Raw genomic sequence first — 24,556 nt, 5'->3', positions numbered from 1 at the left:
AGGGATCTCCGTTAAGCTGCCATAGTATAAAAAAGGTGGAACTGATAAGCCATAAAACAAAAAACTAGAATGCCACCTTCTACACGATTGATTCGGCGACGTTTACCCAGCGCCATTAAGAGTAATAAAACCGACAAACCTAACATAACGTAAAAGTCGCGGCCCATCGCGAGAGGACTAATTACTGATGGGTTAATTAAGCCTGGAATACCCATAACGGCGAGTATATTGAATACGTTTGAACCAATAATATTACCGACAGCCATATCATCTTCACCTTTGAAGATGCTGGCAATGGAAGCTGCTAGCTCAGGTAAGCTGGTACCAATTGCAATAATGGTGAGTCCGATAAGAAGATCGCTCATGCCGAAATATTTTGCAATTGTGACGGCTGAATCAACCAGCATACTTGCGGCATAAGGTAGTAGAATAATGCCAACAACAACCCAAATAATAGCTGCTTTGTTACTAACACCCGTTGGGATTTCTGATTCTTGTTCTTCTGCAAGTGGGTCGCCAATATCTTTAGCATTGCGGCTAATTTTTAGCATCGCAAGTAAAAATATGATGAAAAGTACGACAAGCAGCACACCTTCCATAAAGCCTAGGTAGTTATCCCATAACAAGAAACCCGCGATGAGCGTAACGCCAAGCATGAGGGGTAATTCGCGACGAATAATAATGGAGCTAATCGAAAGCGGCTTCATTAAAGCGGTGATACCAAGGATAAGGGCGATATTAGCGATATTAGAGCCCAGTACGTTACCGACAGCTGTGTCTGTTTTTCCTGCCAGTGCAGCTGTTGCAGATACCATCATTTCAGGCGCTGAAGAACCCATAGCAAGAATAGTCATGCCTATAACAAGCGGTGCAATACCGAAGTTTCTTGCTAGTGCTGCTGCACCAAACACGAGTCGATCTGCACTCCATACAAGTAAGGCTAAACCGATACATAGCAACACAATGGCTTCGAGCATTCTTATCCCTTTATTTTTTTTAATACGTTTTGCGATTAATTTAAACGTTAACGAACGAATTTTACATATTATTAGGGTAATTTTGACGGGAAGCTTAGCAAAAGGGAAGCGATAGTCGTGACTAATTGATGCTGCTTATAGCTATTTCTCTTGTATACCCGACTAGATTGTCTGATAACCATCTTAAAAAAGGTCGAGTAGGCCATATAGATAAAGGCATGCTACCATTATTAAAACGGCGTGCAAAATCAGGGGGAGTATTTATTATCACTATAAATGACAGACAAAATGTGACCGTTAATTGATTATCGTGACGAGCTAAACTCACACAATGAGAGCGAGAGCGATGAAATGATAATAAACTAACCGCTATCACCTTGAGTTGGTTGCATAAAGTACCTATCATTTATCACTGGTTGTAAAAAAGACAACTTTTCAAAGTGATGTGTCTAAACATGTCAGTGCAGAGACGGAATAACTAAACAGGGCGGGTATGGAATCGAGTGAAACATTAGTATCAATTAAAAATGTATCGTTTTCTCGTGGAGACCGAAAAATTTTTGATGATGTCAGCTTAGACGTACCTAGAGGTAAAGTGACGGCGATCATGGGACCTTCAGGGATAGGTAAAACGACATTATTACGTTTGATCGGTGGCCAGATTGATCCTGACTACGGTGAGATATGGTTTGATCAAGTTAACGTTCCTCAGTTAAAACGTGCACAGCTTTATCAAATAAGAAAGCGTATGAGCATGTTGTTTCAATCGGGTGCGTTATTCACCGACATGACCGTATTTGATAACGTAGCCTTCCCATTAAGAGAGCATACCGATTTACCGGAAGATTTATTAGATACGTTAGTATTACTTAAGCTGGAAGCGGTAGGGCTGCGTGGTGCGGCAAATCTTATGCCAAATGAGTTATCAGGTGGTATGGCACGCAGAGCGGCATTAGCGCGGGCAATTGCACTTGATCCCGATTTAATGATGTATGACGAACCGTTTGTGGGCCAAGATCCTATAACTATGGGAGTGTTGGTTAAATTGATTAGCAGTTTAAATCAAGCATTAGGTATTACCTCTGTGATCGTATCGCACGATGTACCTGAAGTAATGAGTATTGCCGATAAAGTTTATTTATTATCTGGCGGTAAAGTTATCGGTAGTGGTACGCCGGATGAATTACGAGCAAATACTGATGAACGTGTGCGTCAGTTTTTAGATGGTGATGCTGATGGGCCGGTTCCTTTTCAGTATCCAGCTCGAGCATTAGAACAAGATTTGTTTGCAAAAATATCATCAAAATAGCGATTAAGAATAAAAGAGATATAACAATAATCATAAGACTATTCTAGATAAGTAAATGGTCTGGATTGGTATATATAGGGAAAGGCAGCTTTAATTATGCTCATTGACTTTATTGCGAGCGTCGGACGTCAAGGGATTGAAAAGTTTCAGACTATCGGTCGCGCAACATTATTACTGTACGGCGCGCTAGTCAGTAAACCGCAACCGAAAAAAATGTTTCCACTGTTGATGAAGCAATTGTATTCCGTGGGTGTTTTATCTATCGCCATTATTATGGTATCAGGCTTATTTATTGGCATGGTACTTAGCCTGCAAGGCTATATTGTTTTAGTGGATTTTGGGGCCGAAACAAGTTTAGGTCAAATGGTCGCATTGTCATTGTTACGGGAACTCGGTCCTGTTGTGACGGCATTACTTTTCGCGGGTAGAGCTGGTTCTGCATTAACCGCCGAAATTGGCTTAATGAAAGCAACGGAACAATTGTCCAGCATGGAAATGATGGCGGTTGATCCCCTGAGGCGAGTGATTGCCCCACGTTTCTGGGCGGGAGTTATTTCTATGCCTCTACTGGCGATGATGTTTAGCGCCGTCGGTATTTGGGGTGGACAGCTTGTAGGGGTTGATTGGAAAGGTATTGATTACGGAAGCTTTTGGTCTGTTATGCAGGCTTCTGTGGAACTAGGGGAAGATATTGGTAATAGCTTTATCAAGTCAGTGGTGTTTGCTATTACCATTACATGGATTGCAGTATTCAATGGTTATGATGCAGTTCCTACCTCTGAAGGTATTAGTCGCGCAACAACACGAACCGTGGTTAATGCATCATTAGCAGTACTAGGGCTAGACTTTGTTCTGACAGCCTTAATGTTTGGTAATTAACATAAATAGAAATATTCTTACTGCATACACCGAAAAATATTAACGCGTTTAAGGTGTGCTGTTATTAATGGATGTTGGGAATAAACGGATGCATCAAAATAAAAAATTAGAATTATGGGTAGGCACATTTATTATGGCTGGTATTGCCGCGTTACTTGTGCTGGTTTTTAAAGTGGCTGATGTACAGAACATTGGCACTAATGATACGTACACTTTGAAAGCGCATTTCGATAATATTGGTGGATTAAAAATCCGTTCTCCGATAAAAGTCGGTGGTGTTTCAGTTGGGCGTATTATCGATATTAGCCTCGATACCGAGAGCTTTACGCCCGTTGTGACAATGGCGATTGAGAAAAAATATGGGTACTTCCCTGAAACCAGCTCTGCGGCTATTTTGACGGCTGGTTTATTGGGTGAACAATACTTAGGCATAAGTCCTGGTTTTATCGATGATGATATCGAGATGCTGCATGATGGCGATTTAATGGAAGATACGAAATCAGCCTTAGTTTTGGAAGATATGATTGGTCAAGTGCTATATAGCATTGGCGGCGATAGTGATAAGTAGGTAGATAATGAAATTGATTCGATATTTTTTATTTTGTTTAGCGTCATTGCCATTGTTTGCTAGCGCTGCAACGGTTGATGCCACCAACCCCTATACGATGATGGCGACAGTTTCTCAAACAACGTTTGATCGACTGAAGGCTGAGCAGGGGAGAATCCAAGCCAACCCAGACTATTTACGTATTGTCGTTAAAGAAGAGCTATTGCCTTACATTAATACACGTTATGCCGCGTATAAAGTATTAGGTCCTCAGCTTAAGAAGACCACGAAAGAGCAGCGTAATGACTTTGTTGATGCGTTTACTGATTATCTGGTGGCTTCTTATGCACAAGTGTTAACGCAATATACTAATCAGGATATAAAAATAGAGCCACCGAAAGCCATTCCAGCTAATCGTACTATCGTTTCTGTGCGTGTTGATATTGTTGATACGAAACGCCCACCTATTCGTTTAGATTTTAAATTACGTAAAAATAAAAAAACTAAAGAATGGCAGGGTTTTGACATGGTGGCTGAAGGCGTCAGTATGATATCAACCAAGCAAAGTGAGTGGAGTGGTCAACTTCGTACCGAAGGTGTTGATGTTGTAACACAAAATTTGATAACCCTTGCGGCTAAACCAATTCGCCGTGAGGCGAGTGCGAATGAATAAAGCAAAGATTACGTTACAGAGCTTGGATAATGGTGATTATTGCTTGTCAGGGGTATTGGAACGTGACACAGTTCCAGCTTTTTGGCGGCAAAGATGTGAATGGATGCCACAGGGTTCAAAGGTAACCCTCGATCTTTCGGGCTTATCTCGGGTAGACTCTGCCGGAATGGTGATGTTGCTTCATTTATCTCAGCAGTTAATCAATGCGGGGTGTGACTTCACATTATTAAATGTACCAGAGCAGCTCAAAACTTTGCTACGCCTAAGTCATGTAGAATCAATGTTAGCTGCCTATATAAAGTGAGCAGCAAAGAGGATAGCTTGTGGAAATCGCTGAAATTAAACAAATTCTTGAAACAGCCTTAACATTAGACGAAGTCATTGTTAAAGGTGAAGGTAGCCATTACGAAGTGATCGCAGTGGGTGCTATGTTTGACGGTATGAGCCGTGTTAAAAAACAACAAACCGTCTATGCACCATTGATGGAGCATATTGCGACTAACGCGATTCATGCGTTGAGCATTAAGACATACACGCCTGCTGAGTGGGCGCGTGATAAAAAGCTAATGTCGCTGTAAGAGGTTTATGATGCAGAAGTTTCGAATCCAGGGCGGTGGCCCATTAAGCGGCGAAGTCTCCATTTCTGGAGCTAAGAATGCAGCATTACCGATTTTGTTTGCCTCTTTATTAGCTGAAAAGCCAGTAGAAATTGCGAACGTACCAAAGTTGCGTGATATCGATACAACGATGGAACTGCTGGGTCGCTTGGGGGTAAATATTACCCGCAATGGGTCAGTTTTCATTGATGCTAGTGGTGTTAATGAGTTCTGTGCCCCTTACGATCTTGTCAAAACCATGCGAGCGTCTATTTGGGCGCTTGGACCATTGGTTGCACGTTTTGGTCAGGGACAAGTCTCTCTACCGGGGGGGTGTGCAATTGGTGCCCGTCCTGTTGATCTTCATATTCATGGTCTAGAGCAGCTTGGTGCGACAATTACATTAGAAGAAGGCTACGTTAAGGCTTCTGTCGATGGTCGCCTTAAAGGTGCTCATATCGTTATGGATAAGGTCAGTGTTGGCGCGACAGTAACGATTATGTCTGCTGCGACATTAGCAGAAGGCACAACGGTTATTGAAAATGCTGCGCGTGAACCTGAAATTGTTGATACTGCCGATTTCTTAAATGCGATTGGTGCCAAGGTTACAGGTGCAGGTACTGATACCATTACGATTGAAGGCGTTGAGCGTTTGGGTGGTGGTTATCATGAAGTGGTTGCTGACCGCATCGAAACTGGTACTTTCTTAGTGGCTGCTGCGGTTTCTGGCGGTAAAATACTGTGTCGTAATACTCGACCAGCATTGCTAGAGGCGGTATTAGCGAAGCTTGAAGAAGCGGGTGCAGCAATTGAAACCGGTGATAACTGGATCAGTATTGATATGACTGATCGAGAATTAAAAGCCGTCAACATTCGTACAGCGCCGCATCCTGGCTTCCCTACTGATATGCAGGCTCAGTTCTCATTATTGAACCTAGTTGCGAAAGGAACGGGTATTATTACTGAAACGATTTTTGAAAATCGTTTCATGCATATTCCTGAACTTATTCGTATGGGTGCTCGTGCTGAAATCGAAGGTAACACGGTTATTTGCGGTGATACAGACGGTTTTAGTGGTGCGCAAGTGATGGCAACAGATTTGCGTGCATCAGCAAGCTTGGTGATTGCAGGTAGCATTGCTGAAGGCGAAACCATTGTTGATCGTATTTACCACATAGACCGTGGTTACGAGCACATTGAAGGCAAGTTCAGTGCCCTAGGCATGAACATTGAGCGTATAAGTGAGTAATTACTAACGTTGCTTGACGTATAATAAAAAACCTCGCCTTGCGAGGTTTTTTTATATGACTGCCAGTGATAAGTTGCTAGTTGCTAGTTGCTAGTTGCTACAGGCTCAGGCACTTCTGGTTCATCTGCAATGAGTACTGATAATATTAATGGCTTACCATTTCGAAGTACTTTCATTGCAACCGTACTGCCTGGGCGTAATTCGGTCACAATATCGAGTACATTACGCATATCAGTGACAGGCTTACCATCTATCTCAACCAAGATGTCTTGCGCCTTAAACCCTGCTTTTGTTGCGGGCCCATTCGGATCCATGCCCATCACAATAATCCCGCTAACTTGATCGGCATCGTATAAGCGTGCCATAACAGGATTAATTTCACGGCCATCAATCCCGATATAGCCTCGAATGACACGTCCATCAGCAATGAGTTTTTTCATTATCTTATGAGTTAACTCATAGGGAATAGCAAAAGAAATACCGTATGTTTCAATATCGGTTGCTTGCTGGAAAGAGGCTGTATTGATGCCGACAAGTTCACCACGTGTATTGACTAAAGCACCGCCAGAGTTTCCTTCATTGATCGCGGCATCTGTTTGCAAGAAATCTTGACGACCATAAAAACTCATCCCAGAGCGCCCAGTCGCAGAAATAATGCCGTAAGTTGTTGTTTGACCCAGATTGTAGGGGTTGCCTATCGCTAACACGACATCGCCAACGACCGGGTTATACTTAGGATTTAGCGGAATCACGGGTAAGTTTTCAGCTTGAATTTTTAGCACCGCAATATCAGTACGCTGATCTTTACCGATAAGTTGACCCGTGAAAAAACGACCATCCTGTAATGCGATAATAACTTGATCGGCTTGTGCTACGACATGATAGTTCGTAATGATATAGCCCTTATCACTCATGATGACACCGGAACCCAATCCTTGAGTACTCAGCTTTAAGCGATCATTCGCATCGTATCGTCGGTTATAAATATTAACGACAGCAGGTGATGCTCGGCGTACGGCATTATTAAATGATATTTGTGCTGGCTTGGTATCCGGTTCAGATAATGAAACTGAAGAGGTAAACATTTGGCTACGTAATTCAGGAATAGCCACGAGTAATATCGCAGCTGTAGCGATGCCTAGTAAGACAGAACGACTTAAGAAAGCCAGCATCAATGCTCCCTGAATACATTAAAATACGAAAAGTGACTGCGCAGGATAGCATCCCAAGACTTCGATACCAAACGGATTCATTCAGCTTATTTGGTGTAATCCATACGTTTCGTACAGTTCTTGATAAGTATCGAAGATCAAGAGAGATATACCAAATAAATTTAACGGCGATGAGCGCGATGGTGAAGCGGGGGGAGAAGGGCTCAGATCTAGTATTGCCCCGAGAGAGAAACTCGGGGCGAGGTAAGTGCGAATGAACGATCAGCGAATGATCAAATAAAGTACGGCGTCTTTACGTTGCACTTCTAACGCTAATACTGCTGGTTTCTTTTCAAGCGCTTTACGCAATTGGCCTAAGTTTTTAATGGGGCTACGATTGAGCCCGATGATGATGTCGCCTTTCAGCAAACCATAGCGAGCTGCGAGAGATTTTTCATCAATATTAATGACTTTAACCCCTTTAGTTTTATCGCTAGAGCTTGTGTTAGCAAATTCAGCTCCGACTAATCCTGGATGTAAATTATCGGCTTTCATGGTGTTTTGAGCCATCTCTTGTAGCGTTACCGTGAAATCCTTTGCCTTACTACCATCACGCACTATACCCAGAGTGACTTTTTTACCCGCACCTAGAGTGGCAATTTTGGCTCGCAATTCTCCAAAGGTACGGATGTTTTTACCGTTAACTGAAACGATGATATCCCCGGCTTTTAGTCCCGCTTTTTCTGCCGATGAATCTGGCATTACTTGGTTAACAAAAGCACCTTGGTTAGTCTCATAGCCAAATGCTTCCGCTAATTCAGCGGTTAATTCACCGCCTTGAACGCCAAGAACGCCACGTTTCACTTCGCCAAATTCTAATATTTGCTCGGTAAGGCTTCTGACCATATTGGATGGAATGGCAAAACCAATCCCGATGTTGCCACCATTAGGGCCAAGAATAGCGGTATTGATGCCAATGAGCTCGCCATTAAGATTAACTAAAGCGCCGCCAGAGTTACCGCTATTAATTGCAGCATCGGTTTGAATAAAGTTTTCAAAGTTTTCAATATTTAAGCCACTTCGCCCAAGCGCTGAAACAATGCCAGATGTCACCGTTTGACCTAAACCAAATGGGTTACCTATCGCTACCGTATAATCCCCCACACGCAGTTGATCAGAATCAGCGAGCTTGATTTCAGTAAGGTCTTTGGGAGCTTTAACTTGCAATAAAGCAATATCCGACATGTTATCACTGCCAATCAACTCAGCTGTTAGTTCTCTGCCATCATGAAATTGAACGATAATTTTGTCTGCGCCATCAATGACATGATGGTTGGTAACGATGTAGCCTTTACCTGCATCGACAATAACGCCAGAGCCTAAGCCTCGAAATGGCTGCTCTCTAATTTGTTCTTCGGGGAAATCAGGGCCAAAAAAGAATCGGAATGAATCAGGCAGTTGTTGTGTGGATGTGTGCTTCCCTTCGACCGCAATACTGACAACAGCGGGAGTCACTTTTTCTAGCATAGGTGCTAGGCTAGGGAGTTGTTGGTTATTGACAGATACAGGTAAGGCAGCGGTTGCTGTTATAGGGGTTATAACAGAGCTGATACCTAGTGCCAGTGCACTTAAAACAAGTAAAGGCTTCTTCATTATAGTTAACTCCGGTTTAACAAGTGCTTATTTCGACCTGTAAACCGGAGCTAAGTTCCCAGCGCTAAGTGCAACCTTTCACCGATACGGTTGCCGTTTGTGCTGGCGTGTTTGGTTAACTAGCTTTTGATTCTTCAACTTTTTCTGCTGATTCTTCAACAGGCTTGTCATTGAAAAGACCCGTTGCACCACTGGCATAATCGCGAGGTTGATCATGCAATGGCTCTGCTGGCTGCTTAACGGCTTCTAGTGTGCTAATACGGCGAGCAAAAGGATTATCTTGCTCTGGTAAATTAGGCATTAGCTCGGTTGATGTTTTTGCCATATGCTCATAGAGTTTACTGTAGTCTTTAGCGACATTATCAAGCAGTTCTGCACTGCGAGCAAAATGGTCAACGAGCTCTTGGCGATATTGCTCAAGTTCGTATTTTGATTTATCGAGATCTTTCTTTAGTTCTTTTTGTTGCTTTAGGCTTTTGTTACCTAAACGTGCGGCAAACGCACCAACAACAGCACCAGCTACGAAAATAATAAGCGCATAAATCCAAGCCATAAAAAAACTCCTTTTGACTGAATTGAAATTAGGTTTAAGCCTGTCTATTTACTATACATGCAGAGAATCAGGCATGGTACTCTATTTATTGAGATTAACGATGGTCTCACGTTAACGTAGATTGTTATTGACAGTCTGAAGAACATTTGTACGGATATTAACAAGGTAGTGGATTAAGGATGACGCCAAAACAGGTATATCAACAAGACCTAAAGCAAGAAGACTTTTTTGCTGATGAGGCACAAGCAAATGCAGTTGCACATCTTGATGAACTCTACCATCGCATGCTACTTCCGCCATCGGAAGTGAAACCTTCTTTAGTTGGTCGCTTTTTTAAACGTAATCATAAACCAGCGGCGATTACGCCCGTTAAAGGAGTGTATTTCTGGGGAGGGGTAGGGCGAGGTAAAACGTATCTGGTTGATACCTTCTTCGAATGCTTGCCAACAGATCGTAAAATGCGGATACACTTCCATCGTTTCATGCACCGCGTTCATCATGAAATGCAACAGCTTGGTGCTCAATCAGATCCTCTCGAACTGGTAGCTGATATTTTTAAAGTCGAAACCGACATTATCTGTTTTGATGAATTTTTCGTGTCTGATATTACCGATGCAATGATTCTAGGTACGCTATTTGAAGCATTATTTAAGCGCGGTATTACGTTAGTCGCAACGTCAAATATTCCCCCTGAAGATCTTTATCGCAATGGTTTACAACGTGCGCGTTTTTTGCCTGCAATCGCGCTAATTCAGGAACATTGTTTTGTTGTTAATGTCGATTCCGGTATTGATTATCGACTTCGTACTTTAGAGCAAGCTGAAATCTATCATTCACCATTAGATGAACAAGCTCGGATCAATATTGAGCAGTACTTTATGCAACTGTCGGTAGAGCCAAGAACCCAACAACACGAGATTGAAATTAACAACCGCATGTTGCCTACGGTGCGAGAAGCTGATGGGATTGTCCATTTTACTTTCAAGACGTTATGTCAGACAGCGCGTAGCCAAACAGATTACATGGAAATTGCACGTATTTATCACACGGTATTCTTATCTAACGTTATTGTAATGGGCGAAAAAGAAGATGACGCCGCGCGTCGATTTATTGCCATGGTCGATGAGTTTTATGATCGCAATGTAAAACTGATTATCTCAGCAGCGGTCGGGCTAGATAGCCTTTATTGTGATGGTCGCTTGGATTTTGAGTTTAAACGCTGTTGTTCACGTCTTATTGAGATGCAAAGCCACGATTACCTAGCAAAACCGCATTTGCCTTAATCAATCATTCAGAACGAATTAAGGTTAATACTGCTAATGAAGGCATCAAAATATCTGACTTTTAAGCGATATTTTGATTAAAAAGAAAAAATATCATTTTTTTTTGAAAAAAAGGTGATTTTTTCTCCACCCTTCCCTATAATCTTGCGACCCACCGTACCTGTATCGACGAAAGTCGGGAGTGCCAACCGCTCGAAGGGGTGATGACTGGGCTCTGTACAGTGAGGGAGTACCTTTTTGGGGTATTCCTTTGTAAGTGAATCAATTTTATTATCGGGTAATTATTAGCATGAAAACTTTCGTTGCTAAACCAGAAACTGTAAAACGTGACTGGTATGTTGTTGACGCTGAAGGTAAAACTCTTGGCCGTCTAGCAACTGAAATCGCATCTCGTCTACGTGGTAAGCATAAGCCGGAGTACACTCCGCACGTTGACACTGGTGACTACATTGTAGTTATCAACGCTGAAAAAGTTGCTGTAACTGGCGCTAAGAGAACTGACAAGATGTACCACCACCACACAGGTTTCATCGGTGGTCTTAAGTCAATCAGCTTTGAAAAGCTTATCGATAAGAAGCCAGAAATGGTTATCGAAACTGCTGTTAAAGGCATGCTTCCTAAGGGTCCTCTAGGCCGTGCAATGTACCGTAAGCTTAAAGTTTACGCGGGTACTGAGCACAACCATGCTGCACAGCAGCCTAAAGTACTAGACATCTAATTGGGAATTATGACAATGGCAGAGAATCAATACTACGGCACTGGCCGTCGCAAAAGCTCAGCTGCTCGCGTTTTCATCAAACCGGGTACTGGCAAAATTGTAATCAACAAGCGTAGCCTTGAAGTTTACTTTGGTCGTGAAACAGCTCGCATGGTTGTTAACCAGCCGCTAGTTCTTCTAGACATGGTAGACAAGTTTGACCTAAACATCACTGTTAAAGGTGGTGGTATTACTGGTCAATCTGGCGCTATTCGTCACGGTATTACCCGTGCACTTATGGAATACGATGAGACTCTACGTCCTACTCTACGCGCAGCGGGTTATGTTACTCGTGACGCACGTAAAGTTGAGCGTAAGAAAGTTGGTCTACGTAAAGCACGTCGTCGTCCACAGTTCTCAAAGCGTTAATATTACGCGCCAGATTTTATATCTGGTTACTGTGTACCAGAAAAGCTCAGCCCTCGGGTTGGGCTTTTTTTTGTCTTAAAAATGTCGTTTTTTAATGTATTTAACTAGGTTTTGAAACAAAAAGAACATACCTCTCACATTTGTTGCAAAAAGGTAGCTTTAACTTGTCAAAAAGTGGGGTTTTCTTTATCATTTGGCTTGTTAATCATAGCTATAAATTGTAACAAAATACCTGTTGTATCTTTTTGTTTTAAAGTTAGTCGTAAGCTCCAGGGACGCATAAGGAAATAATAATAATCCAGCGCGGGAGCACATTGGAGAATGTTTGGATGAGCAATGCGCCAGTAAGTAACGGCAGACGCCGCTTCCTAACTGCGACGACTTCGGTTGTTGGAGGTCTGGGTGCAGTAGCTGTAGCCGTACCTTTTATCAAATCGTGGAACCCAAGTGCGAGAGCGAAAGCTGCCGGGGCTCCAGTTGAAGTTGATATCAGTAAATTGGAAGATGGCCAAATGGTTCGCGTCGAATGGCGTGGTAAACCAGTTTGGGTTGTGCGTCGTGGTGATGCCATTTTGAAAGAGTTAGGTGAGCATGATGCTCAGCTTCGTGATCCTAATTCGGATGAACCGCAGCAACCTACTTATGCCCACAATAAGTTCCGTTCAGTTAAACCTGAAATCTTTTTAGCCGTAGGTATCTGTACCCACCTCGGTTGTTCCCCTACCTATTTACCAGACAGTTTTAGTGAGCAAGTGAGTGGTGTCAGTTCAGGTTTCTTCTGTCCTTGTCATGGTTCAAAGTTCGATATGGCTGGTCGTGTATTTGCTGGCGTACCTGCACCATTAAACTTGGTGGTACCGCCGCATATGTTCGTTAGCGATCATTCGATTATTATCGGTATTGATGAGGGGGCTGCCTAATGGACGCTTTACTCGGTTGGATTGAAAAACGTTTACCCGTGATGGATGCTTATAAAAAGCATTTATCTGAATACCCTATGCCGAAGAACTTTAACTTTTGGTATATTTTTGGTTCATTAGCCATGTTGGTACTAGTTAATCAGCTAGTAACGGGTATTTGGCTTACCATGAATTATGTTCCATCTGGTGATGGTGCATTTGCTTCTGTGGAATACATCATGCGTGATGTGGACTACGGTTGGTTACTGCGTTATATGCATTCAACGGGCGCATCTGCGTTCTTTATTGTTGTATATTTGCATATGTTTCGTGGGTTAATTTACGGTTCTTATCAAAAGCCTCGCGAATTATTGTGGCTATTTGGTATGCTGATTTTCCTAGTGTTAATGGCTGAAGCTTTCATGGGGTACTTGTTACCTTGGGGGCAAATGTCTTACTGGGGCGCACAGGTAATCATTTCACTGTTTGGTGCTATTCCTGTTATCGGTGATGACTTAACACTATGGATTCGTGGTGATTATGTTATCTCTGGTGCGACGTTGAACCGTTTCTTTGCACTTCACGTGATTGCTCTTCCAATTGTATTGTTATTATTGATTGTATTGCATGTACTTGCATTGCATGAAGTGGGCTCAAATAACCCTGACGGTATCGAGACTAAGCTTCCGAAAGGCAGTAAAGGGGAAGGCTACAAGACACAATTCCCATTCCATAAGCAATACAGCGGTAAATACGACGTTATTGATTCAATCCCATTCCATCCTTACGGTACGGTGAAAGATTTAGTTGGTGTTGCTGTTTTTGCATTTTTGTTCAGCTATGTGTTGTTCTTTAATCCAGAGATGGGCGGTTATTTCCTTGAGCCACCTAACTTTGAAGCCGCAAACCCGCTGAAAACGCCTGAACATATTGCGCCTGTTTGGTATTTCACTCCGTTTTACGCCATTTTGCGTGCGGTGCCTGATAAGTTGTTAGGTGTGGTTGCAATGGGGGCGTCGATTGTCTTCTTGTTCTTACTGCCATGGTTTGATCGTTGTAAAGTTCGTTCTTACCGTTACCGTAGTAAGCTGCATTTAGCGAATATTATTCAGTTTACAATTAGCTTTATTGCGCTTGGTATTCTTGGCTCGCTACCTGCAACGGCGCTGTATACCTTAATGGCTCAGATTTTCAGCTTTGGGTACTTTATGTTCTTCATTTTATTGTTTGTGTACAGTAAAAATGAAGCGACGAAACCACTACCAGAGAGGGTGACATTCAAATGAAAAAATTGATTGTAATGCTACTAGCTCTGTTGCCGTCTGTAGTTATGGCGGCGGGTGGTAACGTACATTTAGATGCTGCTAACAATGACATATCGGACAAAGCATCGTTACAACGTGGTGCAAAAACGTTTGTAAACTATTGCTTTGGTTGTCACGCAACGCAATATCAGCGCTATGAGCGTGTTGCGACAGATTTGGATATTCCATTGGATCTGATGAGAGATAACCTGATTTTCGATGAAAATGCGAAAGTGGGTGATCTGATGACGAATTCCATCTCAACGGAATACGCCGCGGCATCGTTTGGTGCGCCAGCTCCAGATTTGACGCTGGTTGCCCGAGTGCGTGGTACCGATTGGTTGTATACTTACTTACGCTCTTTTTATGCTGACCCATCACGTCCATTTGGCGTGAACAATGTCATATTCCCAAGCGTGGGTATGCCTCATGTGTTGGAAGAGCTACAAGGTGTACCAACAAAAATATATGAAACGCGTCTAGTTGATGGTGAAGAGGTTCAAGAATATGTAGGGCTGAAGTCTAACGGTGCCGGTGAATTAAACGCCGACGAGTATGATGATGTTGTACGTGATCTTGTCAACTTTCTTGAGTATTCAGCTGAACCGATGAAGCTTGAACGCCAGCGTTTAGGCTTATGGGTAATGGGCTTTATCGTTATATTCTTTGTATTAACAGTGTTGTTGAAGAAAGAATATTGGCGTGATGTCCACTGATCGGGTAATCTAGACGGTTAAGAATCTCGCAATGGGGGCTCCAGCCCCCATTGCTTTTTGTGTAATTTAATTATACTGGAGGGGTCAATGGCTGTTGCTGCCAATAAACGCTCTGTGATGACTCTGTATTCTGATGCGTCGGATATTTACAGCCATCAGGTGCGTATCGTACTAGCTGAAAAAGGTGTTAGTGTTGAAATTGAGCTGGTTGATCCAAATAACCTGCCTGAAGATCTGCTTGACCTAAATCCATACAATTCAGTGCCAACTCTTGTTGACCGTGAACTCGCTTTATATCAAGCAGGCATCATTATGGAGTACTTGGATGAGCGTTTCCCTCACCCACCTCTAATGCCTGTGTACCCTGTTGCTCGTGGTAATAGTCGTCTGATGATGTACCGCATTGAACGTAACTGGTACACGTTAGCTGAAAAAGTGAACAAAGGTACTGCGGACGAAGCAGACAAAGCACGTAAGCAATTGCGTGAAGAGCTTCTAGCTCTTGCACCTGTTTTTGCTGAATATTCTTACTTCATGAGTGATGAATTTAGCTTGGTAGATTGTTACCTTGCTCCGCTACTATGGCGCTTACCTGAAATGGGTATTGAGCTAAGTGGTGTCGGTTCGAAAGAAGTTAAAGCATACATGACTCGTGTGTTTGAACGAGATTCTTTCCTTGCATCTCTTACTGAAGCTGAGCGCGAAATGCGCTTGACTGGACAGTAAATGGACATGGAAAAAATGACGCCGCGTCGTCCTTATTTGGTGCGTGCGTTTTACGATTGGCTGGTGGATAACGATTTGACACCGCACTTGGTCGTGGATGCCACGTTACCTGGTGCACAAGTGCCAATGGAATTCGTAAGTGATGGTCAGATTGTTCTGAACATTGCGCCGCGCGCGGTAGGCAACTTAGAATTGGGTAATGAAGCTGTTAGCTTTAATGCTCGTTTTAGTGGCCGTCCACATGCTGTTATTGTACCTATGTATGCTGTTGTTGCGATTTATGCGCGAGAAAATGGTGCGGGTACAATGTTCGATCCAGAACCAGCTTATGCGACTGACCTTGATGCTTTTGACGAAAATGAAGAAGCTGAAATTGACGGTATCGTAGAAGTTCAGGCTGAAACGTTAGCACCTGTAGCAGTGACTGCTGAAATAAGTGATGACAGTGAACCTGATGATGAACCACCTCGCCCTAGAGGTCGTCCAAGTCTTCGTGTCGTAAAATAAAAAAACGCAGCCTCTGAGCTGCGTTTTTATTTTCTAGTGAGTGCTGTTGCTAGCGAGGTTTAACCTTCAGGGTATTGAAATACTTTGATGACATTCTTAACGCCTGACACATTACGGGCAATTTCTGACGCTGTATCGCCCTGTGTGCGAGTAACGTAACCTAATAGGTATACTTCCTGCCCTTCAGTAATGACTTTAATAAAGGCATCTTTTAGCTGCTTACTTGCCACCATCTGAGATTTCACTTTTGTGGTGATCCAGCTATCACTACTGATTTCACCAAGCGTAGGTAGAGCACGAACCTTCACCTGATTGTAAACATGCTGCACATTACTCAGTTCTCGTACTTTTTCGCCGAGTAACGATTGGGTTTCCTGATCGACTGCTTGACCAACCAGTAAAACATTTCCCTCTGTCGCAATGGCATTTATTCTTGCCAGTTGGCGAAAAGGGGGTTTATTGACGAGCCCGCCGACTTCCATTTCAATTTCTTGGTCATGCCACTGTTGTGTCGTATTACGAGGATCATTCGATGATAACCCCGAACAACCCTGTAATAGCATTAACATAGCAACCACCAACACTTGGCGTAGTATCATTATTTATCCTTCGTGCTGTGGAAACAATACTTGGTCAATCAAATCACATAAACAGTGTAAAGTCAGTAAGTGACCTTCTTGAATTCGGGCTGTACGTTGTGACGGAATACGAATTTCAACGTCTTGCACACCAAATAAGCCCGCCATTTCACCACCATCTTTGCCGGTGAGTGCGATTATTGTCATGTCACGAGTAAGTGCAGCTTCCATGGCTTTAATAATGTTTTTACTGTTACCGCTGGTAGAAAGTACAAATAAAATATCACCCGCTTGACCTAACGCTCGTACCTGTTTAGAGAAGACTTCGTCATGGTGGTAGTCATTCGCTACCGCAGTTAGTGTGGTCGTGTCTGCGGTTAATGATAATGCCGGTAGGCTAGGGCGCTCTGTTTCAAAGCGGTTGATCAAACAAGAAGCAAAGTGCTGCGAATTTGCAGCGGAGCCGCCATTACCACAACAAAGGATCTTGTTACCGTTAAGAAGACTTTGAACCATAACTTGTGCGGCTTTAGATATCGCATCAGGTAATGCTTCTGCAGCGGCTATTTGGGTTTGGATACTTTCTTTAAAACTCTCACGGATGCTTTCTTGCATGACTAACCTTCAACTAGGGTATTGGTAAACCACTCAATCTGCTGATCGGGGCCTTGAATTGCGACCACATCAAAACGAAACTCGGTATGTTCTGTCGATAGGCTATTTTTTTAAGCCACAACAGTGCCGCACGTTTCAGTTTCTGTTGCTTACGCCAGTTTACCGCTTCAGCGGCAGAACCAAAATGATTCTGCTTACGAAATTTCACTTCGACAAATACGACACAGCTTTTATCACGCATGATCAAGTCTATTTCACCTGATCGACAAGTGAAATTTCTTTCAACAGGTTTGAGGTGATGGCGCTGCAAATACTGCTCTGCCATTACCTCATAAACCTGTCCTTGTTGACGCTTATTCAGCGGCAGGGGTGATACCATCAGACGTAAATACAGCCCAGTCCATTTCGCGTTGAACGACGCATTGGTTATCAATACCTAACTGGCCAGTCATACCTTGAACGGTGTAATTATCAACAACACGCATCTGCGGTAATTCAGTTACCATCTTATAGGCATCCATACCAAAAGCGTGTAAACGAATGCTGGTATTGCTTTCATTTGGCCATAGGCTATCAAAACGTTCCATAAAGCCTGATTCAGGATTTATGATCAAAGGAATATCACTAAATTCAATCCCACGTAATTCGCTATTGTCGCTATTAGCGTTAGGGTTGCCACGTGAGCTTGCGTAAAGTTTCGGTGGTTTAACTTCTGGGTTAATTGCCACTTCGATAAATGGTTTAAGCAGTGTTAGCTCACTTTTATTCGCAATCAGGTAGACGGCATCTGTATCACGACGGCTACGCTGCTGTGATTCCAGCTTAACACCCGTTAATTGATTCATTTGGCTAATACGTGCTTGGCTGTCGTTTAAGCCAAAAATACGTGATATCTGTTGCTGAATTTGTTTGCGTGAACCGAAGGTATCAATATCGGCATTACGGCCAGTTAATTGCTGCCACTGTTCGTTAAAAGCGTCAGTTACACGTTGGCCAAATTTACTTTTTGGTGCGAGCACGAGTGGATATTGATGCCCTTTAGCAAATAAATGTTGCGCAGCTTGTTCTGCTTCTTGCTCTGGTGATAGCGAAAAGTAGCAAGACTGGGCTTGGCTTACATCTAGCTGTTCTGGTTGGTTAAGTGCCAGAAGGTTGATTTGGCTGGTATTGCTTTGTTGAAATGCGGTCACTTTCTCTTTGCGTAAAGGCCCGATAACAAATTGCGTACCATTGGCTTGTAATTTTGCCATGATCGCAGTTATTGACTCCGCTTCAGTGTCAAAAACCGTCAACTCAGTGTCTGTATCTCTACTGGTATCATCAAGCATTGCATTGATAAAACCATCACGCACGGCTTTACCTTGCGATTCAAATCGGCCTGTTAGAGGAAGTAATAACGCGACATTATCGAGTTCTGCCACTTCCATTGACATGATGGCTTCAAGTTCAGTCGGCAAATATTGATGCGCAGGGTGATAAGGATTCATGCTTAACCATTCATCAACGGCGCTTTTAAGACGAACAGGTCGTTGTGAATAGGTATTTTTCAAGATGCTTAATTGAATCCAGCCTCGTAATACTGTTTCATCTTCCTTCAAACTAACAGATTGCAGTTGGCTGTTATTATAGCTTGATAGATCTTGCCATAGGTTTTGCCAGTTGGCGTTCTTTTGGTCTGATGGTAAGTACTGATCAAGCATCGTGCGTTCACGAGCGGCTTTGGAGTGTTGGCCTAATTGACCAAGTAGCTCTGCTCGTAGCATGAAATAACGTTTATATTGGTTATCAGGAAGCGGCCACCAAGGTTGGAAATTTAATGTATCCAATGCCTCTTGTGGTTGTCTTTGCTGATAGCGCAATGTTGCGCGTGCAAGCTGCCACTCAGCCATTTGTATTGGGCTAAGAGACATGCGGCTCAAGCGTTTTGCTTGGTTATCTGCTTGAGTCCATTGGCCTTCTTTGATTAAGGCCTTTAAAGCAAGAATATTCCAGTCGATGCTTTCAATACCATCACTGGATTCTGCTTTTATGAGGTAATTTGCCGAAGTATCAGTTGCTATCGCAGTGATATTAGAGGCAGAAGCTTGTTGTTGGTTTGACGAACTACAGCCCGCCAAAATCACGGCAAGGGCTACAGGTGCCAAGAGTCGTGATACACTTTTACGCTTATGGGTAAAATTGAGCATTGAATTCATTCAACTGTGAAAAATTACTTACTATATTAATTGCAGATGAGATCTTAAACAAATGAGAGAGACCAATTCATGCATGGTAGATGTTGCAACTTTGTACATCGTACCCACACCAATCGGTAACTTAGCAGACATTACACACCGTGCATTGGATGTTTTAGCAAATGTTGATTTAATCGCTGCTGAAGACACTCGTCACACGTCGCGCTTGCTGTCGCATTTCTCTATCTCTACCCGCACCTTTGCGCTTCATGATCATAATGAACAGCAAAAAGCTGATTATTTGATCGAAAAGCTTCAGGCGGGTACCAGTATCGCTCTTGTATCCGATGCTGGCACACCTCTGATTAGTGATCCAGGATATCATTTAGTTAACCGCTGTCGTCAGGCGGGTGTAAAAGTTGTGCCTTTACCTGGCCCTTGTGCGGTTATTACTGCACTAAGTGGTGCAGGTTTACCGTCTGACCGTTTTAGTTTTGAAGGATTCCTTCCACCAAAGAGTAAAGGACGCCGTGATACGTTTCAATCACTTGCTGACGACGAGCGCACATTAATTTTTTATGAATCACCGCACCGAATTACAGATTCCTTAGCTGATATGTTAGCGGTGTTAGGCCCAGAACGCCAAGTTGTGTTAGCGAGAGAGTTAACAAAAACGTATGAAACAATCCATGGGGCACCATTAGGCGAGTTGATTGATTGGTTAAGTGAAGACAGTAATCGTGTTCGTGGTGAAATGGTGGTTTTAGTCGCCGGACACCGTAAAGCAAAAGATGATTTACCTGCTGAAGCGCTGCGTACCGTGGTTTTATTAGTCAAAGAGTTACCTCTTAAGAAAGCGGCAGCACTGGCAGCTGAAATCCATGGTGTAAAGAAAAATGCGCTTTATAAGTGGGGATTAGAAAACCTCGATTAAGATCTTAAACGCAACGCACTGCGTTTGTTTATAATGGCGTAATAAAACTGATTTATTGTTCGATATTTAGACGCTTTGTGCTTGTGTGTGATCTTTTACTGGTAACTGGTGCTGGACTCTTATAGAATCCGCCACCGGAGTTGGTCAGGCGATCGCTGCTTCGTTGATGTCCTTAGGGAGACTGACGGAGGGGAGGAAAGTCCGGGCTCCAAAGGGCAGGGTGCCAGATAACGTCTGGGGGGCGCGAGCCCACGACAAGTGCAGCAGAGAGTATACCGCCGATGACTCGCTTGCGAGAACAGGTAAGGGTGAAAGGGTGCGGTAAGAGCGCACCGCGCGGCTAGTAATAGTTCGTGGCATGGTAAACTCCACCCGGAGCAAGACCAAATAGGTCCCTAATGGCGCGGCCCGCGTTGGGGACGGGTAGGTTGCTTGAGCCTGTGAGTGATTGCAGGCCTAGAGGAATGGTTGCCACTGCGAAAGCAGCTACAAAACCCGGCTTATAGACCAACTCCACCTATTCGAATAAAAGGTGATGTTGACTTCTCTTATTAGAAGTTAACATCACCTTTTGTCGTTTCTATCGTATGAAATTATCCATCAAATCTAAAATCGTTAACTTATGACGTATCTCTGACGTTAAATGTTCTTACTTGCTTGACAACTTTTTTGTCTCATACGTACACTTTGTCGTGCGGTTTATGGGAAAATAAATGCAGCACAGCCTTCGTAACGATGAATACTCATTATATTGTTATAAGTTCTTGATGAATTTAGGTATATGAACGATAGCGGTTTATGCTTGAAGCTGTGATGGTAATGTAAAAATGAAAAGGCTGTTAGCGATGACAAAGCGCTATTGTGATACCTGTGATAGTCTCTTTGTTGATACGGTAATTTAGCCATTTTTAGGTTTGCTGTATTAAGCCTGTTTATTGCTCGTTTTATTACGTTAAAATCGGGTATAAACCGCTTTAACAGTAAATTGTTAGATACAAGATACAACTTCAGGCTGGGGTGACATTTAAATAAACCGCCTCAGTAAGCTTTCACTTTAGCTGAAACCAATTAATTATATGTCTGAACAATTAGCACACATCTCCGTCCTGCTTCATGAATCGGTTGACGGCCTAGCGATTAAACCTGACGGTATTTATATCGATGGTACTTTTGGACGTGGTGGACATAGCCGCCTAATCCTATCTCATTTAGGTGAAAATGGTCGCCTTTATGGTATCGACCGTGATCCTCAAGCGATTGCTGAAGCACAAACTATTGATGACCCGCGTTTCAGTATTATCCATGGTCCGTTTTCCGGTATGGAAAAGTACATGGAGGAGCGTGATTTAATCGGTCGTGTCGACGGTGTATTACTTGATTTAGGTGTGTCATCACCGCAGCTAGATGATGCTGAACGCGGCTTTAGTTTTATGCGTGACGGCCCGTTAGACATGCGTATGGATCCTACATCAGGCATCTCTGCAGCAGAGTGGCTAGCAGAAGCAGAAGCTGATGACATCGCATGGGTACTAAAAGAATTTGGTGAAGAGCGTTTTGCTAAACGCATTGCACGTGGCATTGTTGAGCATCGCGAAAACCCTGACAAAGCGCCATTAACTCGTACAACAGAATTAGCGGCTTTAATCTCAAATGTATCTCCGTTTAGAGACAAGCATAAGCACCCTGCAACGCGCAGTTTCCAAGCGATTCGTATTTATATTAATAGCGAACTTGATGAAATTGAAACGGCATTAAATGGTGCGGTTAAAGTGTTAGCATCACAAGGTCGTTTATCTGTAATTAGTTTCCATTCACTGGAAGATCGCATGGTGAAGCGCTTTATTCGCAAGAATAGTAAAGGGCCAGAAGTACCAGCGGGTTTCCCGTTAACAGAAGATCAAATCAAAGCGTTGGGCTCTGCTGATTTAAAAATGGCGAGCAAAGCCATCAAGCCTTCTAAAGATGAGCTAGGTGATAACAAGCGAGCACGTAGTTCTGTACTGCGCCTTGCTGAACGCCTATGAGTCTAGATCCACAACCGCCTTCTAATTTAGCCCGTCTGATCGCACGAGATATCGTGTCGGTCGGCCGTGTTCCTGCGATCTTGTTGATCCTGATCTTAATGTCTGCTTTGGCTGTGGTGTATGTCACCCACCAATCACGGCAAATGATCGCTCAGCAGGAGCAGTTGTTCATAGAACGGGATCAGCTAGATATAGAATGGCGAAATCAAATTCTAGAAGAGAATTCACTAGCGGAGCATAGCCGAGTAGAGCGCTTTGCCGAAGAGGAAATCGACATGAAACGCCCTTCTGCTAAGAATGAAATCGTTGTGCAATAATTTATGGCATTATTTAAAAGCTCAAAGACGAAAAATCAGCGACGCCAGAAAGCGCCATCGGCATTTATTCCGTGGCGCTTTGGTGTTATATGCGGCTGTATATTTCTTGCCTTGGCTGCCCTCATCGGCCGTGCCGCATATATTCAAGTACTCGAACCTGGAAGATTAATTCAAGAAGGTGATTTACGCTCACTACGTGTAAAAGCCATGCCTTCAGCTCGAGGGATTATTTCAGATCGTAATGGCGAGCAATTAGCTGTTAGCGTCCCCGTTCAAGCCGTTTGGGCAGATCCTGTTCAAATTTATAAAAATGGTGGGATGCAGCAAGTTGAGCGATGGCATGCCCTCGCGGATGTATTGGGTTTAGACCGACAAGAATTATTAGCCCGTCTGGAAAAATACCAAAAACGTCGTTTTGTTTATTTAGCCCGCCAAGTTAGCCCAGCAATGGCAGATTATGTCAGTAAATTGAAATTACCGGGTATTGGGTTAAAAGATGAATCTCGTCGCTTTTACCCTTCTGGTGAAGTTAGTGCCCATCTGATTGGTGTGACAGGTATTGATGGCCATGGTTTAGAGGGTGTAGAGCGCACCTATGATGGTTGGTTAACCGGAGAGCCCGGCCGACGCACGGTACGGAAAGATCGTTATGGGCGTGTGGTTGAAAATATCTCTTTGCAAAAACGTGAACCCGGCAAACCACTAGAATTAAGTATTGATCAACGTATTCAAGCGGTAGCGTACCGTACGATGAAAGAAGCCATCGTTAATTTACCAGCAACATCTGCGAGTCTTGTGCTTGCTGATGTTAATACTGGCGAAATATTAGCAATGGTTAATGCGCCGTCATTTAACCCGAATAATCGCAATGATCGTCAATCGTATAAAATGCGTAATCGCGTAATTACCGATTCTTTTGAGCCAGGCTCGACGGTAAAGCCGTTTGGTGTATTAGAAGCCATGGAAAGTGGCATTGTTGATGAAAGTACACTGATTAAAATACCGGGGCGTCGTTTACGTGTTGGTAGTAATTATGTTTCTGATGTCTCTCGGATTGAAAAAGAAGCGACGGTTGGTCGCATTTTGCAGAAATCCAGTAACATTGGTATGACGAAGCTGTCGCTTGCTATGCCCATTGAAGATCTTATTGAGATGTACCAGCGTGTTGGGTTTGATGAGCCATCGGGTATTAATTTAGTGGGGGAAGCTGTGGGCTTGTTCCCTAATCGACGTCGTTGGTCTGATATTGAACGAGCAACATTTGCATACGGTTATGGTTTGTCTGTTACACCCATTCAGTTAGTGCATGTTTACGCGACCTTAGGTGCCAAAGGGCTGAAACGTCCATTATCGATTTTAAAAACAGAGAAAGTCGTTCCTGGTAAACAGGTTATAGACCCTAAGTTAGTCGAGGAAGTACTGACGATGATTGAATCTGTAACCGATAAAGCGGGCGGTGGTGGCGGCTGGCGTGCAAGAGTTCCTGGCTATCGTGTTGGGGTAAAAACGGGTACCGCTAAAAAAGCGATCGCGGGTGGTTATGGTGATGACTATATAGCCTACACAGCAGGTGTTGCCCCGATCAGTAAGCCGCGTTTAGCAATGGTCGTGATGGTGAATGAACCGAAAGGTGAGCAGTATTATGGTGGTGCTGTAGCCGCGCCGATTTTCGCTGAAGTCATGCAAAGCGCATTACAAATTTTGAATGTGCCGCCTGATGCCGACACCATTGATAAAATGAATATCGTAAATAAATAATTGAGGCG

26 protein-coding genes, 1 other RNA gene and 1 pseudogene are annotated in these 24,556 nt (G+C 43.3%); 20 read left to right on the top strand and 8 right to left on the bottom strand.

Translation table 11 applies throughout. The annotated features are described in order from the left end of the window. Positions 1-11: 11 nt before the first annotated feature. Complete coding sequence (locus tag C9J47_RS21735) at positions 12-977, bottom strand: calcium/sodium antiporter (RefSeq protein WP_107255377.1); 966 nt, start codon at positions 975-977, stop codon at positions 12-14. 493 nt (positions 978-1,470) lie between these two features. Between C9J47_RS21735 and mlaF the strand changes: the two genes are divergently transcribed. From mlaF to murA, 7 genes are all read left to right on the top strand, one after another. Continuing rightward, on the top strand, positions 1,471-2,286 hold the full coding sequence (mlaF, locus tag C9J47_RS21730) for a phospholipid ABC transporter ATP-binding protein MlaF (protein ID WP_107255376.1): 816 nt from the start codon (positions 1,471-1,473) through the stop codon (positions 2,284-2,286). A 96-nt stretch (positions 2,287-2,382) separates the two neighbouring features. Beyond that, positions 2,383-3,165, top strand: coding sequence for a lipid asymmetry maintenance ABC transporter permease subunit MlaE (mlaE, locus tag C9J47_RS21725; RefSeq protein ID WP_107255375.1), 783 nt, complete (start codon positions 2,383-2,385; stop codon positions 3,163-3,165). An 88-nt stretch (positions 3,166-3,253) separates the two neighbouring features. Continuing rightward, the gene (gene mlaD, locus C9J47_RS21720; RefSeq protein WP_170107558.1) at positions 3,254-3,733 is read left to right on the top strand and encodes an outer membrane lipid asymmetry maintenance protein MlaD; all 480 of its coding nucleotides are present in this window, start codon (positions 3,254-3,256) and stop codon (positions 3,731-3,733) included. A gap of 7 nt (positions 3,734-3,740) precedes the next feature. Continuing rightward, positions 3,741-4,385: a phospholipid-binding protein MlaC gene (gene mlaC, locus C9J47_RS21715; RefSeq protein WP_107255373.1), complete on the top strand. Its 645-nt coding sequence runs from the start codon at positions 3,741-3,743 to the stop codon at positions 4,383-4,385. Further along, positions 4,378-4,689 carry an STAS domain-containing protein gene (locus C9J47_RS21710; RefSeq protein WP_107255372.1) on the top strand — a complete coding sequence of 104 codons (312 nt, stop codon included), beginning with the start codon at positions 4,378-4,380 and terminating at the stop codon, positions 4,687-4,689. The genes mlaC and C9J47_RS21710 overlap by 8 nt, the downstream gene beginning before the upstream one ends. 19 nt (positions 4,690-4,708) lie before the next feature. Beyond that, positions 4,709-4,963, top strand: coding sequence for a BolA family iron metabolism protein IbaG (gene ibaG, locus C9J47_RS21705; RefSeq protein ID WP_006232429.1), 255 nt, complete (start codon positions 4,709-4,711; stop codon positions 4,961-4,963). A 10-nt stretch (positions 4,964-4,973) separates the two neighbouring features. Beyond that, on the top strand, positions 4,974-6,230 hold the full coding sequence (gene murA / locus C9J47_RS21700; RefSeq protein ID WP_107255371.1) for a UDP-N-acetylglucosamine 1-carboxyvinyltransferase: 1,257 nt from the start codon (positions 4,974-4,976) through the stop codon (positions 6,228-6,230). Between the two features lie 83 nt (positions 6,231-6,313). On the opposite strand, the gene degS is transcribed toward murA, so the two are convergent. The 3 genes from degS to zapG all read right to left on the bottom strand — a co-directional run bounded on the left by degS (position 6,314) and on the right by zapG (position 9,587). Further along, complete coding sequence (gene degS / locus C9J47_RS21695; protein ID WP_107255370.1) at positions 6,314-7,402, bottom strand: outer membrane-stress sensor serine endopeptidase DegS; 1,089 nt, start codon at positions 7,400-7,402, stop codon at positions 6,314-6,316. Positions 7,403-7,663: 261 nt separating this feature from the next. Next, entirely contained in the window at positions 7,664-9,034 is a 1,371-nt protein-coding gene (locus C9J47_RS21685; protein WP_170107557.1) for a Do family serine endopeptidase, read from the bottom strand. 115 nt (positions 9,035-9,149) lie between these two features. After that, a complete protein-coding gene (gene zapG, locus C9J47_RS21680) occupies positions 9,150-9,587 on the bottom strand; it encodes a Z-ring associated protein ZapG (protein WP_107255367.1) in 438 nt (145 codons plus the stop codon). Positions 9,588-9,766: 179 nt separating this feature from the next. Here zapG and zapE point away from each other — a divergent pair, with 179 nt between their 5' ends. The 8 genes from zapE to sspB all read left to right on the top strand — a co-directional run bounded on the left by zapE (position 9,767) and on the right by sspB (position 16,148). Then, the gene (zapE, locus tag C9J47_RS21675; protein ID WP_107255366.1) at positions 9,767-10,870 is read left to right on the top strand and encodes a cell division protein ZapE; all 1,104 of its coding nucleotides are present in this window, start codon (positions 9,767-9,769) and stop codon (positions 10,868-10,870) included. 289 nt (positions 10,871-11,159) lie between these two features. Beyond that, positions 11,160-11,588 carry a 50S ribosomal protein L13 gene (gene rplM / locus C9J47_RS21670; protein WP_006232436.1) on the top strand — a complete coding sequence of 143 codons (429 nt, stop codon included), beginning with the start codon at positions 11,160-11,162 and terminating at the stop codon, positions 11,586-11,588. A 15-nt stretch (positions 11,589-11,603) separates the two neighbouring features. Further along, a complete protein-coding gene (gene rpsI, locus C9J47_RS21665; RefSeq protein WP_006232437.1) occupies positions 11,604-11,996 on the top strand; it encodes a 30S ribosomal protein S9 in 393 nt (130 codons plus the stop codon). Between the two features lie 329 nt (positions 11,997-12,325). After that, positions 12,326-12,916: a ubiquinol-cytochrome c reductase iron-sulfur subunit gene (gene petA / locus C9J47_RS21660; protein WP_011219793.1), complete on the top strand. Its 591-nt coding sequence runs from the start codon at positions 12,326-12,328 to the stop codon at positions 12,914-12,916. Next, entirely contained in the window at positions 12,916-14,181 is a 1,266-nt protein-coding gene (locus tag C9J47_RS21655; protein ID WP_107255365.1) for a cytochrome b, read from the top strand. The genes petA and C9J47_RS21655 overlap by 1 nt, the downstream gene beginning before the upstream one ends. Next, entirely contained in the window at positions 14,178-14,915 is a 738-nt protein-coding gene (locus C9J47_RS21650) for a cytochrome c1 (RefSeq protein WP_107255364.1), read from the top strand. The genes C9J47_RS21655 and C9J47_RS21650 overlap by 4 nt, the downstream gene beginning before the upstream one ends. 87 nt (positions 14,916-15,002) lie before the next feature. After that, positions 15,003-15,641, top strand: a complete 639-nt coding sequence (gene sspA, locus C9J47_RS21645) for a stringent starvation protein SspA (RefSeq protein WP_006232441.1) — start codon at positions 15,003-15,005, stop codon at positions 15,639-15,641. Continuing rightward, entirely contained in the window at positions 15,642-16,148 is a 507-nt protein-coding gene (gene sspB / locus C9J47_RS21640) for a ClpXP protease specificity-enhancing factor (RefSeq protein ID WP_107255363.1), read from the top strand. It begins immediately after the preceding gene. A 59-nt stretch (positions 16,149-16,207) separates the two neighbouring features. Here sspB and C9J47_RS21635 read toward each other — a convergent pair whose 3' ends face one another. The 4 genes and pseudogenes from C9J47_RS21635 to C9J47_RS21620 all read right to left on the bottom strand — a co-directional run bounded on the left by C9J47_RS21635 (position 16,208) and on the right by C9J47_RS21620 (position 19,527). Then, positions 16,208-16,747 carry a BON domain-containing protein gene (locus tag C9J47_RS21635; protein WP_107255362.1) on the bottom strand — a complete coding sequence of 180 codons (540 nt, stop codon included), beginning with the start codon at positions 16,745-16,747 and terminating at the stop codon, positions 16,208-16,210. Positions 16,748-16,750: 3 nt separating this feature from the next. After that, positions 16,751-17,341, bottom strand: a complete 591-nt coding sequence (locus tag C9J47_RS21630; protein WP_107255361.1) for a phosphoheptose isomerase — start codon at positions 17,339-17,341, stop codon at positions 16,751-16,753. Positions 17,342-17,343: 2 nt separating this feature from the next. After that, positions 17,344-17,720, bottom strand: a pseudogene (locus C9J47_RS21625) (YraN family protein). Then, a complete protein-coding gene (locus C9J47_RS21620) occupies positions 17,695-19,527 on the bottom strand; it encodes a penicillin-binding protein activator (RefSeq protein WP_107255360.1) in 1,833 nt (610 codons plus the stop codon). Before C9J47_RS21620 ends, C9J47_RS21625 begins: the two are co-directional and overlap by 26 nt. 61 nt (positions 19,528-19,588) lie before the next feature. Here C9J47_RS21620 and rsmI point away from each other — a divergent pair, with 61 nt between their 5' ends. The 5 genes from rsmI (at position 19,589) to ftsI (ending at position 24,548) form a co-directional block, all read left to right on the top strand. Next, on the top strand, positions 19,589-20,449 hold the full coding sequence (gene rsmI, locus C9J47_RS21615; protein WP_107255359.1) for a 16S rRNA (cytidine(1402)-2'-O)-methyltransferase: 861 nt from the start codon (positions 19,589-19,591) through the stop codon (positions 20,447-20,449). 136 nt (positions 20,450-20,585) lie between these two features. Beyond that, positions 20,586-20,968, top strand: an RNA gene (gene rnpB, locus C9J47_RS21610) — RNase P RNA component class A. 557 nt (positions 20,969-21,525) lie between these two features. Beyond that, positions 21,526-22,473, top strand: a complete 948-nt coding sequence (rsmH, locus tag C9J47_RS21605) for a 16S rRNA (cytosine(1402)-N(4))-methyltransferase RsmH (RefSeq protein WP_107255358.1) — start codon at positions 21,526-21,528, stop codon at positions 22,471-22,473. Then, the gene (gene ftsL, locus C9J47_RS21600) at positions 22,470-22,790 is read left to right on the top strand and encodes a cell division protein FtsL (protein WP_107243727.1); all 321 of its coding nucleotides are present in this window, start codon (positions 22,470-22,472) and stop codon (positions 22,788-22,790) included. The genes rsmH and ftsL overlap by 4 nt, the downstream gene beginning before the upstream one ends. A 3-nt stretch (positions 22,791-22,793) precedes the next feature. Next, on the top strand, positions 22,794-24,548 hold the full coding sequence (gene ftsI / locus C9J47_RS21595; RefSeq protein ID WP_107255357.1) for a peptidoglycan glycosyltransferase FtsI: 1,755 nt from the start codon (positions 22,794-22,796) through the stop codon (positions 24,546-24,548). Positions 24,549-24,556 lie beyond the last annotated feature (8 nt).

The sequence above is a fragment of the Photobacterium indicum genome (genome assembly GCF_003026215.1).
Taxonomy (GTDB): domain Bacteria; phylum Pseudomonadota; class Gammaproteobacteria; order Enterobacterales; family Vibrionaceae; genus Photobacterium; species Photobacterium indicum.
This window is presented reverse-complemented; position numbering and strand designations above follow the sequence as displayed.